Below are 16,796 nucleotides of genomic sequence, written 5' to 3'. Positions count from 1 at the left end.
ACTTATGAAAACTACAACCCAATTATATATTAGTGCATTATTAGTGTTTTTTATACTCACTAGTTGCGAAACCAATGTTACCGACGATATTACATTAAATGGTTCTGCACCAAGATTAGTTATAGATGGTGGTCTAGAGCGCAATATAACCACGCCATTACCCCAACAAAGTTTTAGACTAACTTCTACTATTGGATTTTTGGATAAAGAAGACCCTACGCCTGTAGACGATGCTACGGTAACAGTAAGCAATGGTGTTACGACGTACGATTTTGTTCATACCAGTAACGGAGTATACGTAAATGACCTTATAGAACCGCAAATAGGAGTCAGTTATACTGTCTCTATTGTATGGAATGGCGATACGTACGAAGGATCAGATACCTTAAATGAGGTTCCCTTATTTGATCGGTTGTTTGTAGTATTTGAAGAAGAAACGTTGTTTACCGATGAAGGATATTTTCTTAAGTTTGATAGCAGTGATCCTGTAGGGGTTGAGAATTTTTATTACTATAGAATTTTTAAAAACGGAGAGTTTTTTATAGTGGCCGATCCTGGTAATAGTATTACTTTGGTCGAGACAGATGAGTTTTTTGATGGACAACAACGGTTAGGAGTAACCATTAATGAAGAAGTAGTTTTTGAAATAGGGGATATTGCAACAGGTCAGCAATTAGGTATTTCAGAAGAATATTATGATTTTCTTTATGAATTATTTATACAAACAGGTCAAGGAGGTTCTTTTATTGGTAATCCTCCACCGGCTTCAATACGGGGAAATATTATAAATGTAACAAACCCACAACAAAGAGCTCTTGGTTTTTTCTATGCAGTTGATGTAGAAGAAGATACTATAGAAGTCGAAGAATAATGTAATTAAGGGACCAAAAAAAGAATTATACTAAAAAGATGTTTTAAAAAATAAATAACTTGATATAATAGTATTAAATTAAAGATCAAATGAGAAATATTTAATCCAGATTATATCTATAAAAGGTAATAACAAAAAAGATGAATTCCTCTAAAATTAATAGAATATATTTTTATCTCATTATAAGTGTATTAGTTAATCTACTAAACTTTTTGAAGGAGATAGAGGATGAATCTGTTTCAGAAGCTGTTTATGAGACTTTAGTCCTGTTTCCGGTAATTTTTTTACTGTGTTTTGCGACTTTCTTTGTAAGAAAATATTTTATAGGTTTCAAAAAACTGATGTATGCCATTTCGTATTCAAAATTTACGCGTATCGTATTTTGGAGTAGTGTTATTAGTATTCAAACAATAGTATTATCATTGATTACAAGGGCAATAACACAATTCTTGTTTAATGACGACCCTGATCCTGTATTTTTTGACCTTATTTTCTGGGCCATTATCATCGCTACTTTTTTTATTACATTGTTTGTTTATTTTTTAGAACATTTTTTTGAATCCCAAAGAGAAAAACAAAACATAGAACTTACACTGTTTCAATATGAAAAAGAGAAAACTATTGCAAAGTATCTGGCACTCAAAAAACAATTAAATCCACACTTTTTATTTAACAGCTTTAATAGCCTTATGGGACTTATTGCTATAGACTCAAAAAAAGCAGAGTATTTTCTTCGAGAATTATCTAATGTCTATAGATATAATCTGACTCAAAATGAAGAGATGGTTGTACCTTTACAAAAAGAGATAGAAATGATACAATCGTATTTTTATCTTCAAAAAATAAGATTTGGTGACCATTTGATTCTTAAAAATGAAATTGAAAATGATAAAATGAACATGCTGCTGCCTCCAATGACAATTGAGTTGTTGGTAAGTAATGCGATCAAGCATAATGTTATCGAAAAATCAAAACCTCTTACAGTTACCATAAGTACCAAGGATGATCTTGTTTTGGTAAAGAATAATTATCAACCAAAGGATATCAAAAAATATAGATCAAATTCGTTAGGGATTGGCTTAAAAAACCTATCAGATCAGTTAGAACTGATTCATCACAAAAAACCATATTTTAAAATCATAGATAATACCTATATTGCCGGTATACCCTTAATCCATCCTGAAATATGATAAGAGCTATAATTGTAGAAGATGAAGAAATAGCTGTAATTAGATTAAAAAGTCTAATAGAAAAAATAGATCCTGAAATTCATATTGATAATGTCTTTCCATCTGTAAGAGAGACTGTGTTATATTTACATAATGAGTCTCCTGATCTTATATTTTTGGATGTAAATTTATCAGACGGATATTCTTTTGAAATTTTTGAACAAATAAAAGTAACACAACCCATAATCTTTATAACTGCATATTCAGAATATGCAATCAAGGCTTTTGAACAAAATAGTATCTCTTATTTATTAAAACCAATAGAAGAAGAAGCTCTTACAAAAGCAATCAAAAAGTATAAGCAGTACAATCATACTTCATCAATAAATTATTCATTATTGAGTGAAATGATGACCAAACCTTCTTATAAGATGAGGTTTTTGGTAAAGACAAATAGTGCTTTGACTGTTGTAGATGTTAGTGAGATTTCATATTTCTATTTTGAAGATAAAGTAACTTTTATAAAATTATGGAATAAGAAATGTTATCCTTTGGATTATTCATTAAAACAGCTAGAATCACTTTTAGACCCAATTACTTTTTTTAGAATTAATAAAAAATATATCATTAGTCCCAAAAGTATTGATAAGATGTACTATACATCAAAATCAAGAATTAGGGTGTATCTAAGTCCTATAAATGAAAAAGATAGTGCAGTTGTTTTGGTAGCCTTAGAGAAAGTAAGTAAATTCAAAAAATGGCTTTCTGTATGACCTATGATATTAGGTTGTTTTTTAAGTATTTGATTTCCTCTTTAATTTCCACATGCCAAATGGATTTTCAAATAGTTCATCTCCTTTATAGGGTTGATTTGCTTCTTCTGTGATTTCAAAAATAGGTGAATCGACATCGGTACTAAACGTATGTCCATTTTTAATTTGTGGCTTGTCTATTATTTGATAGTAGCCAAAAATAGAAATTAAGTTTACAGACTGCTGAAATTCTTCATCATAGACGATACTATCCTTAAATCCTAGATTGTGCATCCCACAAGAATATGTCATTCCTTTTCCATTACTTATTGAATCGACAACGTACATTTGATATAGGTTTGATTCTTCAAAATTAGATAGTAACTCAGACCAATGCGATTTTGTAAATGCTTTTCCGGTTGTCTCAACTTTAATTCCTGTTCCACCGGATTTTAAAATTGCATTTCCTGCATCAGCAATAGCTTTTGCACTTTGGATATCTCCGGTTTCTGCTGATAGGTAAATCACATATTTGTGCTTATCAATCTCGTCTAAAAAATCTTCTGAAACTCGATTAACCATCCCTGCGTATCTAAAAGATTCTCTCATTCTATCGTCTCTCTCACAAATTTCTAACTCAAACCCTTTATTTGTTTTCAGATTTAAAAGTAGCATCCCAGCAAAAATAAAATCATTGATATTGCTCTCTGCAATTTTAGTTACAATTTCTTGTCGATCATTCCAGTTTCCTGGAATGCAAAGAATAGTTTTAGGTTTTTTGTCTAAATTATCCATCAATTTGTGTGCTTTTTAGATGATATTCAACATGATTTTGATTTTTATGTATAAATTGTTATTTATTGTATTATTCAAAAACTTCAAACAGACAGTTTAATATATTGATACAATTATGTTAGAATCTTTGTTTTTTGTGTAAAATTCTTTCAAAAGATTAAAGGAAGTTTTTAATTCATCCCACAGTAACTCTTTGTCATTGTCATTCCAAATATTTGGATAAATTCCATTTTTGTCGAATGTGTTGGGCTTAAATGTGTGCTCTAATTCGCTAAGGTTAACTTTATTAATTTCTTTAAGTATATCTTTAATCTCATTAGCAGATGAATAGCTGATAAAATCGGCATTTTCATCTTCAGAAAAAACATTGACTCCAACTACAAATTCGCTTAATTTATTGTTTGGAATTGGTTCGGAGGCCGAAACATTAGTCAGCAAAAAGTGTAATCCATCCCATGTTTTATCAATGTCTACCATTTTACAATTATCATCATCTTGGAATTCTTCTAGTTCTTCAATTAGATCTTCTCCCTCAAGTTTTTTTAATACTGTTAATTTTTGATCATCTACTTTAATGTATACTGCTAATAACCCCATTTCAGTTTTTTATTTTAATTATTACCAATTAAAAATATAATTGTTTTTTTTAGATGCTAAATGTTTGGTCTTTCTTTTTTGCAGAATATTTTAATTGAAAATTTGAATCTGAAGAATTGGAGCGTGAGGCAATTTTGATCCTTGTATAATCGAGACGATATTCTTTTAGACACCTTTTAATTGAAGCAATTCCTTTTTCTTCGTCATATACTACACAAAATATATTTAATGCGTATTTTCCCTTAAAAGCAGTTTGTTCTCCCATATCAAATCCATCAACATTTCCGATTCCTCTCCAGCCCAATTCTTCATTTAGGTATTCTATGACTTTTTCTTTTAGCCAATGATCTCTTTTGTTTCCCGTTAGACTTTTCATTTCAAATTGTACAACTAGCCAAGTTAAATCAGCAGTGTCAAATTCAGAAAAACCGGATTTTTTAAAATACTCTTCGTAATGATTTAAAAATTCTGAACTTGATTTAAATTTTTCTCCTATTGTATATTCTTCGGTATTTCCATGTTTTCCAACTTTTCCGGTATGTACGACGCCTGTGCTATTATTTGAGACCCAACATTCGGCGTATAATAAAGTGTTCTTATTGTCTCTTTTATGTAGTTTGAACATCTTTGATTTTATGAATTAGATTTGTTGTCTTGTGGTCTTTAATCTAGGAATCCAGCAATACACAGTTTTTCTGTAATTTTCGTATTCTTCTCCAAAACGATTGACCATATTTTTCTCTTCAATGGGTCGAACAACAAAATGCCACATAACCGCTCCTATACATGCATAAATAATCAAATGAACTGAAGAAAAATAAATACCTATTGCGATACCTTGGCCAATACCTGCAATAGCCATAGGGTTTCTCACATATTTATAAGGACCACTTACAACTAATTTTTTTGTTTGGTCAATTGGTAATGGTGTCCCATCTCCTTTGGATATAATAGCAAAGGCACTTGTAAGCCCGATACTGCTAAAAATCACGAACAAAGTGATACTAATTATAGTCGAGATGTTATTTGAATGGATAGGGATATCAAATTCATTAATGATTATATAAGGAAAAACCACTAATGCAATTAGCCAAACGCAGATGATTTGTATAAATGTTTTACACCCATTAATAATAATATTAGAAGACTGAGATTCTCTAAAAGCTTTAGTTTGATATACAAGAAATAAATTATAGAATAGTCCTAATGCCATTAATGTTGTAGCTAGATAACCTCCACCGGTCAATATAGAAGCGTTCAGACAGTAAAAGCTACCATATGCAAAACCACCAAGTATAATAAACTCTAGGTCTCTCAAAGGTTTATATGCTCTAATTATAGATAGTGTAGTGATAATAATAATATCGGGAGCAAAAAAAGAATTAAATGCTATTTTGTCAATATTAGGAAATTGAAATGCTTGAAAAAATGTTGAGCTCAAGGATAAACCAAGCCACCAAAAAAGAATTAATGTTGCTTGTATTAAATACGCAGTTCCTTTCAAATTAAATTTTGTTTAAAAGAAATACAACAACATAAAAATTGCATTTCTTTAATTTTCATATAAATGTAACTGTTTTTTTACATCTTTTAACGAATTTATGTAACCTAGTCTACTTAGAGTTTTTTTCAAACTCTGATTGAATATATTCTTTAGACTTCCCTTTTGGTATTGACGGAGATTTCCATTTTTCTTTTAAAATCATTTTTCCTATAAAAGCAATTTGACCGATGTGATATGGATAGTGCGCAATTTGCCTGGTAATACTCTCAATTAATTTTACTTCTTTATTACGTATTAAAATGGGCTTATGAAAATTACTTTCATTAATAGTATTTAATGCAGTATAGAGACAGTTCCATCCCTTTTCCCATTGTTCGATTAACTCATCATAACTTAGGTCTTGAGTTGTAAATTCTTGGTCTCTATCTCTCCATGATTTTTCTCCATCACTATAAAAAAAATCTGTCCATCGAGACAACATATTTTCAGACATATGCATCATTATGCATGCGATATCATTACTTTCTTCATCATATTTCCAGTATAAATCTTTCTCGGTTAATTGCGAAATTGTTTTATCTGCCACTTCTTTATAAGATTCAAACTGTTTCTTTATATTTTCTAAATATTCGCTTATCATTTTTTGTGATATAGATTTCTATTGTCTTTACTATAAGTAGTGATATTTTGTATAGACAAGTTAACTTATTGATTACCTTTATTTTTACTGATATGTGTCAATAGATAATCTAGTGGACTGTCTTTTCCATCTATTAGATCTTGAACACTCAATGTGATTGTAAGATCAGGTAAGACCCCACTTCCTTTCTGTATCGTATTATCTTTTACATACCTTTTTACTTTTACAAATGAGATCAGTATTTTAATTTTTGAATTTGGCAATTCATAAATCATAGGATATTGACCTGTTTGGATATAATACCCTCCTCCAGTTTCTTGACCCACTAGTGTGATCCCTTCATTTTTACAGTTTAGCGCAAAACCTGATCCTGCAGAAAATGTTTTCCCTCCAATCATAACATATGTTTTACCATTGAATCTTTTTTTATGGGGAATCATAGATGATTCATTTTCATCGGTCTCTAATATCCATTCGTTTCGTTTTTTTGAAGCATTTTTGAAATACTTTTCAAAAAACGTTTCATACGTATATCCATTAACAATGTTTTTGCTATACTTTTCTTCTGGCAAGCTAGATGTAATAATATGCTGTGATATACGTTGCTTAAAAGGCTTATTTGCGATATAAGAAAATGCATGGATAGCATTCAGAGGATATCCACCTTTGTTTTGCCTGATATCAATGATAAGATGTTCTGCTTTTTTTTGTCTGATTTTCTTAAAAATGTCTTTTAAGCTCGATTCGAATGTACTGATATCTAAACCAAAGGAGTTCATTGTTAAAACAGCAGTATGGAGAGAATCGACAAAATATAAGAATGGCTCTTCTTTTCCTAGTGTACTTTTTATAAATTCGCGTTTATTTCTGGCATTATGATAATTTGAATAATAAGAATGCCTGTTTGCAAACCTATTGCCGATACTCTCAAAAGGTTGACTTTTAATATCTTTGGTAAATACTTCATTTGTAGGAGTTTTATATTCAACTTGATAAGTTGTTTTGGTACCGAATTCATAAAAATGCAGGATGCCAAACTCTCTTTCTATCTGCCGGTCTTTTTTTGTTGTATTATAACCGTCTGAAGGGGCATATTTCAATAGTTTGTTTCTTAATTCAGTCCCTTTAATATTATCTATAGAAACGATTTCTGAACCCACAGGAATCCCAAAGTCATCTGTGTCTGTATAAAATTTATCATCAATTATTTTTAATAAAAGAGGAAACATTTTGGGAATAGATTCGAGCGCGGGACGCATTACAATTAAATGCCCATCTCTAATATAGTCAGATAAATGTGTGATAGATTTGTATAAATCTGAACTGTTTTTGATCGTGTTGATTTCTTGGTTTTCAAAATGAATAAACAGACTATCCCAAACGGCCTTCGAAGTGTATTCATATAAACTTGGATGACCGGTTGTGATCACATTTTTAAAAACTGTATAATCTTCTAAAGCTTGTTTTTGTGTCAATTTTTTTTGACTAAAAGTGACTACAGGAAAAAGGAGTATAAAAATTCTTATACTAGATTTTATTTTCATTTGATGTGATTATATTTTTTGTTTTTAATACTTTATCTAGATTCGAAGTATCTTTCGCTAAAAATTTCTAACACTAAACAAAGTTATAGTTCTCATTAAAACATATGTTAAAGAAATACAAAAAACTATAGTATATATCTGTAAATACTTTCATATTGATGATTTTTGAGAATAGAAGCCTTTTAAGATAAAATGAAAAGCAAAAAAGCCATTGTTATAGGGTCAGGAATTGCAGGTCTTGCTACTGCCATAAGATTACACAATCAAGGTTTTGGAGTTCATGTTTTTGAAGCCAATGCGTATCCGGGGGGTAAACTGTCTGAAATCTATACCAAAGGATATCGATTCGATTGTGGTCCATCACTATTTACAATGCCTCAATTTGTAGAAGAACTATTTGTAGATTCCAAAAAAAAGATTTCAGATTATTTCAAGTACAAACGAAAAGATATTGTTTGTAATTATTTTTACGAAGATGGAACTCGGTTTACTGCATTTGCAGACGAGGCTAAGTTTGCAGAAACGGCTTCACAAGTTTTTGATGTGTCTGCAAAAGAAGTTACCTCTTATTTTGATCGTAGTAAGCACAAATATGATCTTACAGCTTCTTTGTTTTTAGAAAAATCACTACACAAGCTTTCAACATATTTATCTAAAGATACTGTAAAGGCAATTGCTCGAATAGGAATGCTAGATATCAATAGCACTTTACATAAGGTAAATACAAAACAATATAAAGATCCTAGATTAATACAGCTTTTTGACCGTTTTGCAACCTATAATGGGTCTTCTCCTTATCAAACACCGGGTATTATGTCTATGATTCCACATCTGGAACAATATTATGGTACTTTTTTCCCAGAGGGCGGGATGTATAATATTACAAAGAGTTTATACCAACTAGCATTGGATTTAGGAGTCACTTTTACCTTTGAAACCAAAGTCCGTCAAATCATTGTAAAAAACAAAATCGCCAAAGGAATCATGTTGGATAATGATGAAGTTATAGATGCTGATGTTGTCGTTTCTAATATGGATATTGTACCCACATACAAAACACTACTGCGTGATCAAGAAGCACCACAAAAAACTCTAAAACAACCTAGGTCGAGTTCTGCATTAATTTTTTATTGGGGAGTGAAACATAAATTTCCAGAGTTGGATTTACATAATATTTTTTTCTCTCAAGATTATAAGAAAGAGTTTGATTTTATTTTTTCTAAAAAAGACGTTACCAATGATCCAACAGTATATATTAATATTACATCAAAAAATGAAACAAACGATGCTCCCGAAAATTGTGAGAATTGGTTTGTGATGATCAATGTTCCTGGTAATCAAGGACAAGATTGGGACACTATTATTGAGACATCTCGAACTAATATTCTTCAAAAACTTTCTAGAATTTTGGGAGTAGAACTCAAAGACCTTATTGAGGTTGAAGAAATTTTAGACCCTAGAACAATAGAAAGCAAAACACAATCCTATCAAGGGTCATTGTATGGATCTTCTAGTAATAATAAATATGCAGCATTTTTGAGACATCCGAACTTCTCAAGAAAAATCAAAAATCTTTATTTTTGTGGTGGCAGCGTTCATCCCGGTGGAGGGATTCCATTATGCTTGTTATCAGGCAAAATAGTCTCGGATTTGATTAAAAATGATAAGAAACGATAACCTATGACAGAGAAGATAAAAAATAATATTTCGATAGGTGTCATATGGCTGTTTAATATTTCTGGGATTATCGGAATTTTGTTAGGGTATGAAGATTGGTTCCTTAGGTTGACTCCTCTTAATTTATTAATCTATTTGTTTTTGATTTTATGGAATCAAAACTTTAATCCAAAACTTATTTTGATGCTATCTATACCGTTTTGTGTAGGGATGATAGCAGAGGGCTTAGGAGTTAATTTTGGGTTGATTTTTGGAAATTATGAGTATGGTGAAAACCTAGGATATAAAGTGTTTGGTGTACCTCTTATGATTGGAGTAAATTGGGCAATACTAACCTATAGTAGTGCTGCGATTGCCAGAAAAATCCATAGTGGATTATGGGTTTCTTCTTTGCTGGCATCAATTTTAATGGTTGCTATGGATGTAATTTTAGAAGTATCAGCACCAAGATTTGATTTTTGGGAATTCGAAAATAATATAGTGCCGCTACAAAATTACGTAGGTTGGTTTGGTACTGCTTTTGTGGCACATATGGTATTTCAAAAACTATCTAAAACCTATAATTATAACCTTTCGATACATATCTTTGTTGCTATTTTAGTCTTTTTTACTGTTTTTCTATTCTTCTAGATGCAAAAGTATGATTACATTATAACAGGTATGGGAGCATCAGGCTTGATGCTTGCTTACCACATGGCAATGGATTCTTTTTTTGATGAGAAGAAAATTTTGTTGATAGATAAAGAAATTAAGAATCAAAATGACCGCACCTGGTGTTTTTGGGAAAAAGGAAATGGTACTTGGGATAGCATTGTCAATAAGCGTTGGGACACTATTTTTTTTGGAAGTAAAGACCTGTCAGAAGAATTAAACATTTCTCCATATCAATACAAGCTTATTCGCAGTAAAGATTTCTATGAATTCATATTAAATACTTTAGAAACAAAATCAAATATTACGATTGTACAGCAAAGCCTAATAGCATTACGTGATAATAAAGAGATTGTTGAAGTAGAAACAGATCAGCAAATCTATTTGGGCAATAGAGCGCTTAATAGTATTCCGCAGTCATTTGAGTATAAAGTGCAAAAAAAATACCCTGTTCTAAATCAGCATTTTATAGGGTGGTTTGTTAAGACAGATACTCCTTGTTTTGATGATACGGTCGCTACTTTTATGGATTTTACGGTAGCTCAAAGAGGAAACACGAGGTTTATGTATGTATTGCCTACTTCTAATACAGAAGCCTTGTTTGAGTATACATTATTTTCTGAAAAATTACTTCCTGATCATGAATATGAAGAAGCTATCAAAAGCTATTTAGAAGAAAGAGGAATTCATAAGTATCAGATTGTAGAAAAAGAAAAAGGATGCATCCCGATGACATGTTATGAGTTTCAAAAACAAAATTCAGCCAATATTCTGCATATAGGAACAGCAGGAGGATGGACCAAAGCTAGTACAGGATATACGTTTAGTGCAACCAACAAAAAAATACAACAGTTAATTCCTTTTCTGAAAAGTGGAGAAAGAATGATATCGTTTTCTAAGAAAACAAAATTTTGGTATTACGATTTACTATTTCTAGACGTTCTGTATAATGAGAACCATTTGGGATCTGCATTATTTTCAAAACTATTTCAAAAAAACAGCGCGGTTACGATTCTCAAATTTTTGGATGAAGAAACCTCTTTTACAGAAGATCTCAAAATTATGTGGAGTATGCCTTCTCTGAAATTTATGAAAACCCTTTTCAAAAGAATTTTTTAATAGTATTTCGAAGCAATTAACTCATACCTCGTTCTTTTTTAATTTGATCATAGGCCTTTTGTACTTCTCTGAATTTAGCTTCTGCTCCCTTTACATGCACTTCGTCCATGTGTTGTACTTTGTCAGGGTGATACTTTTTTGCCATAGTGCGGAATGCTTTTTTTACTTCGGCATCAGTTGCACTTTTATCAATTTCTAAAATGGTATAGGCATGATCTCCGGTTTTGAAAAACATAGCTTTTATACTTTCAAAATCTCTTACAGTGATTCTCAAAAAGCCGGCAATACTCTGTATTTCTTTCGCTTCTGCTTCACTTACATGCCCGTCAGAATTAGCAATTCCGAACAAAAAATGTAAGATTTGCAATCGAGCAGGGTATTGGGTATGTTGACTGATAAATAGACAGATACGATGTGCAGAAATTTGTCTTTTTTTTATGATTTCATTAAAAGTTCTGAAGGTAGCATTTGCACGTTCTTTTCCGTAAGCACTTACAAAATATCGTCTTACATAATCTAATTCTGTTTGATTTACTACCCCGTCTGCTTTGATCACTATAGACGAAAGTGATAATAAATTAAGCTCAAAATCTGCAGGAGTTACTGTTTGCTCTTTAGAAAAAATGGCTTTGAACCCACCATTACTATTTTTGCCAGTAGAGGCATCTATCAAGCTACCTACTATAAACCCCAAAGCAGCTCCGGGAAACCTGAAAAAAATATAACCTAATACAGCGGCAAACCATTTAATCATTTAGTCTTATTTTTATGTTGTAAAGATAACTGTAATTATCTAAAACAGTTTTCTTGAGTATACCATATAAGTAGCTTTTAGTTTTGTCTTGTTACTTATGTTTTAAAATTTTTAACGTCAGTTTGACTTTGGTTTTGCAACGATACCTCTATTATAATGGCTATTATTCGTATCTTTGCACGAAAAATTTAAACGAAAATAAAAGAAAATAAATATGTATCCAGCAGATTTAGTAAAACCAATGCGAGAAGACCTTACTAATATTGGTTTTGAAGAATTACATACAGAGCAAGAGGTAGAAAGTGCATTATCAAAAGAAGGAACAACACTTGTGGTTGTAAATTCTGTATGTGGTTGTGCAGCAGCCAATGCTCGTCCAGGAGCAAAAGCATCTTTGGTAAACGAAAAAAAACCAGATAATTTAGTCACTGTTTTTGCAGGAGTAGATAGAGAAGCAACAGACAAAGCAAGAGGATATATGATTCCTTTTCCTCCATCTTCACCTTCTATGGCGTTGTTTAAAAATGGAGAATTAGTGCATATGTTAGAGCGTCATCATATAGAAGGTAGACCTGCAGAAATGATAGCAGAAAACCTTAAGGATGCTTATAATGAGCATTGCTAAAAAATCTAAACATACTCTTACAGAGAATGATAAAAACCGTTGGTAACTACCAACGGTTTTTATTTTAAAAATATATTGGTTTACTAGAAATAATGTAAGACATTGCATAGCTGTTATACGGTATCAAAATATTTTAAATAATTAATACAATGGAAGCAGTAAAAAAGATACTAAGTTATCCTCTTTCTGTAATTTTCTATCTATTTTTTGGGTTAGTACTCGTTGTTTTTCATGTCATACAATGGACAAGTTTAAAACTGGGTGGAGCTAGTGGACATAGAACCGCAGTAAATTACCTTAATTTAAGCATACTGAGATGTTTGCACATTCTTGGGGTGACATTTAGCTTTTCAAATACATTTACTCTTCCAAAAGATCGACCTCTTATTTTTGTGTCGAATCATCAAAGTATGTTTGATATTCCTTTAATATCTTGGTTCTTGAGAAAAAACAGACCAAAGTTTATTTCAAAAATTGAGTTGGGCAAAGGAATTCCTAGTATATCTTTCAATCTAAGGCATGGAGGACATGTTCTAATCGATAGAAAAAATCCAAAACAATCTATTCCTGCATTATCAAAATTTGGAAAGTTTATCACAGCACATAATTTTTCTGCAGTTATTTTTCCTGAAGGAACAAGAAGTAGAAACGGAAAACCCAAAAAATTTGCAGCCACAGGATTAAAGATATTATTTAAAAATGCTCCCGATGCACTTATTGTACCACTCACCATAAATAATAGTTGGAAACTGGTAAAATATGGTAATTTCCCTATGGGTATCGGTATGCGTTTGACATTAGAGGTACACGAACCATTTTCTATTACCAAAGAACCTGAATTATTACTAGAAAAGATTGAAGAAAGCGTTACCTTAGCGATAAGAACTTAACAAAACACACAATCAAAATGGCGTTGGATAATATAAGACTCGAAGTAATGCAATTACTAGAGAAAAAAGTAGATTCTTTTATTGATAAATTTTTGATCCCTATAGATAAGGTTTGGCAACCTACAGACTTTTTACCGGACTCTCAGAATGAAGATACTTTTTTTGAAGAAGTCAAAGAATTAAGAGAATTAGCAAAAGAATTACCATATGATTTTTGGGTAGTTTTAGTAGGTGATACTATTACCGAAGAAGCATTGCCAACCTATGAGTCGTGGCTGATGGATGTCGAAGGAATTAACCAGCAAGAAGGAGGCAATGGCTGGTCACGCTGGACAAGATATTGGACTAGCGAAGAAAACAGACATGGAGATGTATTAAACAAATATCTTTACCTTTCAGGAAGAGTGAACATGATAGAAGTAGAGCGAACAACTCAACACTTGATTAATGATGGTTTTGATATTGGTACAGATCGTGATCCGTATAAGAATTTTGTATATACAAGTTTTCAGGAGTTAGCTACTTATATTTCTCATAACAGAGTTGCAAAATTAGCTAAAGAATATTCTAATAAGTCTTTAGCAAAAATGTGTAAGATTATTTCTGGAGACGAAATGAGGCATTATAATGCTTATAGTGAGTTTGTAAGTAATATCTTTGAAGTAGACCCTAGCCAAATGATGATTGCGTTTAGCGATATGATGAAAAAGAAAATCGTAATGCCTGCTCATTTTTTAAGAGAATCAGGAGATGCTATAGGAACTGCTTTTGAAGAATTCTCGAATGCGGCTCAGCGTTTGGGCGTTTATACTTCTCAAGATTATATTGATATCATGCAGCGATTAATTGATAAATGGGAAATAGATAAATTAGTTGACCTTACTGACGAAGCCGAAAAAGCTCGTGATTTTGTAATGAAACTACCGGCAAGAATGCAACGTATAAGTGAACGACTTGTAATTTCCGAAGAAATATTCAAATTTAAATGGGTAGAACCTGCTCTTACGAAATAAAAATATTTTATTTTGATGAAAGATGATCAAATCATAGCATATACTATTGATTTTGTAAAAGACACATTAAAAGGGGCAGAAGGAGGGCACGATTGGTTTCATATTTATAGAGTATATAAAAATGCACAATTGATTTCTGAAAATGAAGAAGTTGATACTCTGGTTGTGTCACTAGGAGCTCTGCTTCATGATATTGCTGATTCAAAATTTCATAATGGAGATGAAACTGTAGGTCCCAGAATTGCTCAGGAATTTCTCAAACAACTTGATCTAGAAAATACAATAATCGATCATGTCGTAAAAATTATTGAGAATATATCTTTTAAAGGAGGTAATGTTGCTCAGGAGTTTACATCTCCAGAATTAGATGTAGTACAAGATGCAGATCGACTAGATGCTATCGGAGCAGTAGGGATCGCAAGATGTTTTAATTATGGAGGATTTAAAAATAGAGCTCTTTATGACCCAGAGATTAAACCTAATCTATCTATGACAAAAGAGGAATATAAAAAATCGACTTCTCCAACGATTAATCATTTTTATGAAAAACTATTATTACTCAAAGACCGTATGAATACCAAGACAGGTAAAGCTTTAGCAATAGAGCGTCATGAGTTTATGCGACAGTTCTTAGAACAGTTTTATAAAGAGTGGGAGGGGAAATCTTAACTTCATACCATTATCAAATTTGATAAAAGTGTAAAAATATTCATAAGAAAAGAGGCTGGAGTAATTCCAGCCTCTAACAAATTCAAAATACAAGATTTTTTATTTAGTTTAAGGTAGCTATAGGAGCTGTAAAACCTCTTTTGGTTACAGTTCCATCTGTTCCTGTACTATTACCTCTTAATAATAATATTCCTGCTACGTGTGGCGATGCCATAGAAGTACCAGAGATATTGTTAAACTGACCGTTTAACCAAGTAGACCATACTGCAGTACCAGGAGCCCAACGATCTACACTTCTTCCAAAGTTTGAACCACCAGCAGGAGAATCTCCTCGAACCATATTACCTACACACCAAGATCTGCTAGTCTGTAATCTTTGTGGTGAATAAAACTGTGTATCATCATTACTATTACCTGCTGCCATAGCTCCAATCGCTCTTGCTTCTAGGTTTCTAAATGCATTATCTATAGCCGCAGAAGTAGCTCGGTTACGGAATCCTACACTATAGTTCCACGTATCTCCATTTCCTGCATTATTAGCTACATAATCTACACCAGCAAGAATTCCTGAAGTAGCACCAGATCCTGCAGCATTTAAAACTCTAACAGAAATTACAGTAGCTCCATAAGCCACACCAATAACTCCAGAACCATTATTTCTTGCAGCAACAGTTCCTGCTACATGAGTTCCATGTCCGTTCTGATCTTGCCAAGATCCACCTACAAAACTTCTGCTTCGGTTAGCGTTGATAGTTAAATCGCTATGAGGTGCTATACCACTGTCAATAATCCAGCAAGTTCTACCTCTACCATCTGCTCTACCTACTCGTTCGATACCCCAAGGTAAAAATTCTCCATTAGGAAGTTGAGAATTCTTAGCACCACTTTCATTTTTTACTGTTGCAGGAAGCGAACTAACGGGTGTTCCCATATCTATATCCAATTTGTGAATATAGTTTGGTTCGATGAATGCTACATCAGCATCATTTTTAAGCATTTCTACTTGTTCTTCCGAAAGGTTTTCAACAGCAAAACCTTGAACAGCATTAGTGTAGACTTGCTTTATATTGCTTTTTGCTATTGCATATTTTGACAAAGTTTCTTGAGATTTCGATTCCATTTTGGCACTTTTGCCAGACATCGATTCATCTTTGTTATAAATTACGATATACTCTCCAGGTATTGCCTGATCAGCACCTATGTTCTCTACATTTTCTATTCCCGTTTCTGCTTCAGGAACTTCATTTGTGTCATTCTCACAACTATAAAATAGAAATGAGAAAGCCGTGATTGTACTTAAAATCCTAAGTTGAGTTTTCATTAATTTTTGATTTTAGTGTTAAACATATTGATTTAGGTTAAAATTAAATATTGAGATCTCATAATAATTTGCCACCCAAAAGTAGAGATTAATTCTAATAAAGAAATACGGCAAAAACGTAACTTACAGAAGGTTACATTTGGTTTACACACTCGTAACGAGAGTAAAACACTTTTTGTTCTCAGTAATGCAACACTATTGCATT

General features: G+C 32.0%; 18 protein-coding genes. 10 read left to right on the top strand and 8 right to left on the bottom strand.

Annotation, left to right across the window (positions count from 1 at the left end):
- The first annotated feature begins 4 nt into the window (after positions 1-4).
- From FHK87_RS18615 to FHK87_RS18605, 3 genes are all read left to right on the top strand, one after another.
- A complete protein-coding gene (locus FHK87_RS18615; RefSeq protein WP_140595284.1) occupies positions 5-871 on the top strand; it encodes a DUF4249 domain-containing protein in 867 nt (288 codons plus the stop codon).
- 140 nt (positions 872-1,011) lie between these two features.
- A complete protein-coding gene (locus FHK87_RS18610; protein WP_140595283.1) occupies positions 1,012-2,061 on the top strand; it encodes a sensor histidine kinase in 1,050 nt (349 codons plus the stop codon).
- Positions 2,058-2,813, top strand: a complete 756-nt coding sequence (locus FHK87_RS18605) for a LytR/AlgR family response regulator transcription factor (protein ID WP_140595282.1) — start codon at positions 2,058-2,060, stop codon at positions 2,811-2,813. Before FHK87_RS18610 ends, FHK87_RS18605 begins: the two co-directional genes overlap by 4 nt.
- A 21-nt stretch (positions 2,814-2,834) precedes the next feature.
- Here the strand turns inward: FHK87_RS18605 and FHK87_RS18600 are convergent, their stop codons facing one another.
- The 6 genes from FHK87_RS18600 to FHK87_RS18575 form a co-directional block, all read right to left on the bottom strand.
- Complete coding sequence (locus tag FHK87_RS18600) at positions 2,835-3,587, bottom strand: hypothetical protein (RefSeq protein ID WP_140595281.1); 753 nt, start codon at positions 3,585-3,587, stop codon at positions 2,835-2,837.
- 96 nt (positions 3,588-3,683) lie between these two features.
- Positions 3,684-4,184: a YfbM family protein gene (locus FHK87_RS18595; protein ID WP_140595280.1), complete on the bottom strand. Its 501-nt coding sequence runs from the start codon at positions 4,182-4,184 to the stop codon at positions 3,684-3,686.
- Positions 4,185-4,233: 49 nt separating this feature from the next.
- On the bottom strand, positions 4,234-4,809 hold the full coding sequence (locus tag FHK87_RS26360; protein WP_226294322.1) for a hypothetical protein: 576 nt from the start codon (positions 4,807-4,809) through the stop codon (positions 4,234-4,236).
- A 15-nt stretch (positions 4,810-4,824) separates the two neighbouring features.
- Positions 4,825-5,688, bottom strand: coding sequence for a methyltransferase family protein (locus FHK87_RS18585; RefSeq protein ID WP_140595279.1), 864 nt, complete (start codon positions 5,686-5,688; stop codon positions 4,825-4,827).
- Positions 5,689-5,797: 109 nt separating this feature from the next.
- Positions 5,798-6,328, bottom strand: coding sequence for a DUF1572 family protein (locus FHK87_RS18580; RefSeq protein WP_140595278.1), 531 nt, complete (start codon positions 6,326-6,328; stop codon positions 5,798-5,800).
- Positions 6,329-6,393: 65 nt separating this feature from the next.
- A complete protein-coding gene (locus FHK87_RS18575; protein WP_140595277.1) occupies positions 6,394-7,872 on the bottom strand; it encodes a S41 family peptidase in 1,479 nt (492 codons plus the stop codon).
- 192 nt (positions 7,873-8,064) lie between these two features.
- Between FHK87_RS18575 and crtD the strand changes: the two genes are divergently transcribed.
- From crtD to FHK87_RS18560, 3 genes are read left to right on the top strand one after another with little or no spacing between them, the layout of a single operon-like run.
- Positions 8,065-9,549 (top strand): 1-hydroxycarotenoid 3,4-desaturase CrtD, encoded by a 1,485-nt coding sequence (crtD, locus tag FHK87_RS18570; RefSeq protein WP_140595276.1) that lies wholly within the window; start codon positions 8,065-8,067, stop codon positions 9,547-9,549.
- 3 nt (positions 9,550-9,552) lie between these two features.
- The gene (locus tag FHK87_RS18565; protein ID WP_140595275.1) at positions 9,553-10,179 is read left to right on the top strand and encodes a carotenoid biosynthesis protein; all 627 of its coding nucleotides are present in this window, start codon (positions 9,553-9,555) and stop codon (positions 10,177-10,179) included.
- Positions 10,180-11,319, top strand: a complete 1,140-nt coding sequence (locus tag FHK87_RS18560) for a lycopene cyclase family protein (protein ID WP_140595274.1) — start codon at positions 10,180-10,182, stop codon at positions 11,317-11,319.
- Between the two features lie 16 nt (positions 11,320-11,335).
- Here FHK87_RS18560 and FHK87_RS18555 read toward each other — a convergent pair whose 3' ends face one another.
- Positions 11,336-12,073, bottom strand: a complete 738-nt coding sequence (locus FHK87_RS18555; RefSeq protein WP_140595273.1) for a TerB family tellurite resistance protein — start codon at positions 12,071-12,073, stop codon at positions 11,336-11,338.
- 214 nt (positions 12,074-12,287) lie between these two features.
- On the opposite strand from FHK87_RS18555, the gene FHK87_RS18550 reads away from it, so the two are divergent.
- The 4 genes from FHK87_RS18550 (at position 12,288) to FHK87_RS18535 (ending at position 15,270) form a co-directional block, all read left to right on the top strand.
- Positions 12,288-12,698, top strand: a complete 411-nt coding sequence (locus FHK87_RS18550; protein WP_140595272.1) for a BrxA/BrxB family bacilliredoxin — start codon at positions 12,288-12,290, stop codon at positions 12,696-12,698.
- A gap of 149 nt (positions 12,699-12,847) precedes the next feature.
- Positions 12,848-13,588: a lysophospholipid acyltransferase family protein gene (locus FHK87_RS18545; protein WP_140595271.1), complete on the top strand. Its 741-nt coding sequence runs from the start codon at positions 12,848-12,850 to the stop codon at positions 13,586-13,588.
- Between the two features lie 17 nt (positions 13,589-13,605).
- Positions 13,606-14,601 carry an acyl-ACP desaturase gene (locus tag FHK87_RS18540; RefSeq protein ID WP_140595270.1) on the top strand — a complete coding sequence of 332 codons (996 nt, stop codon included), beginning with the start codon at positions 13,606-13,608 and terminating at the stop codon, positions 14,599-14,601.
- Between the two features lie 15 nt (positions 14,602-14,616).
- Positions 14,617-15,270 (top strand): HD domain-containing protein, encoded by a 654-nt coding sequence (locus FHK87_RS18535; protein ID WP_140595269.1) that lies wholly within the window; start codon positions 14,617-14,619, stop codon positions 15,268-15,270.
- Between the two features lie 103 nt (positions 15,271-15,373).
- On the opposite strand, the gene FHK87_RS18530 is transcribed toward FHK87_RS18535, so the two are convergent.
- On the bottom strand, positions 15,374-16,591 hold the full coding sequence (locus FHK87_RS18530; protein ID WP_140595268.1) for a S8 family serine peptidase: 1,218 nt from the start codon (positions 16,589-16,591) through the stop codon (positions 15,374-15,376).
- Between the last annotated feature and the right edge of the window lie 205 nt (positions 16,592-16,796).

Source organism: Aquimarina algicola (assembly GCF_006443095.1).
Classification (GTDB): domain Bacteria; phylum Bacteroidota; class Bacteroidia; order Flavobacteriales; family Flavobacteriaceae; genus Aquimarina; species Aquimarina algicola.
Note: the sequence above shows the minus strand (reverse complement) of the source record. Positions and strands in the feature narration are given on the sequence as shown.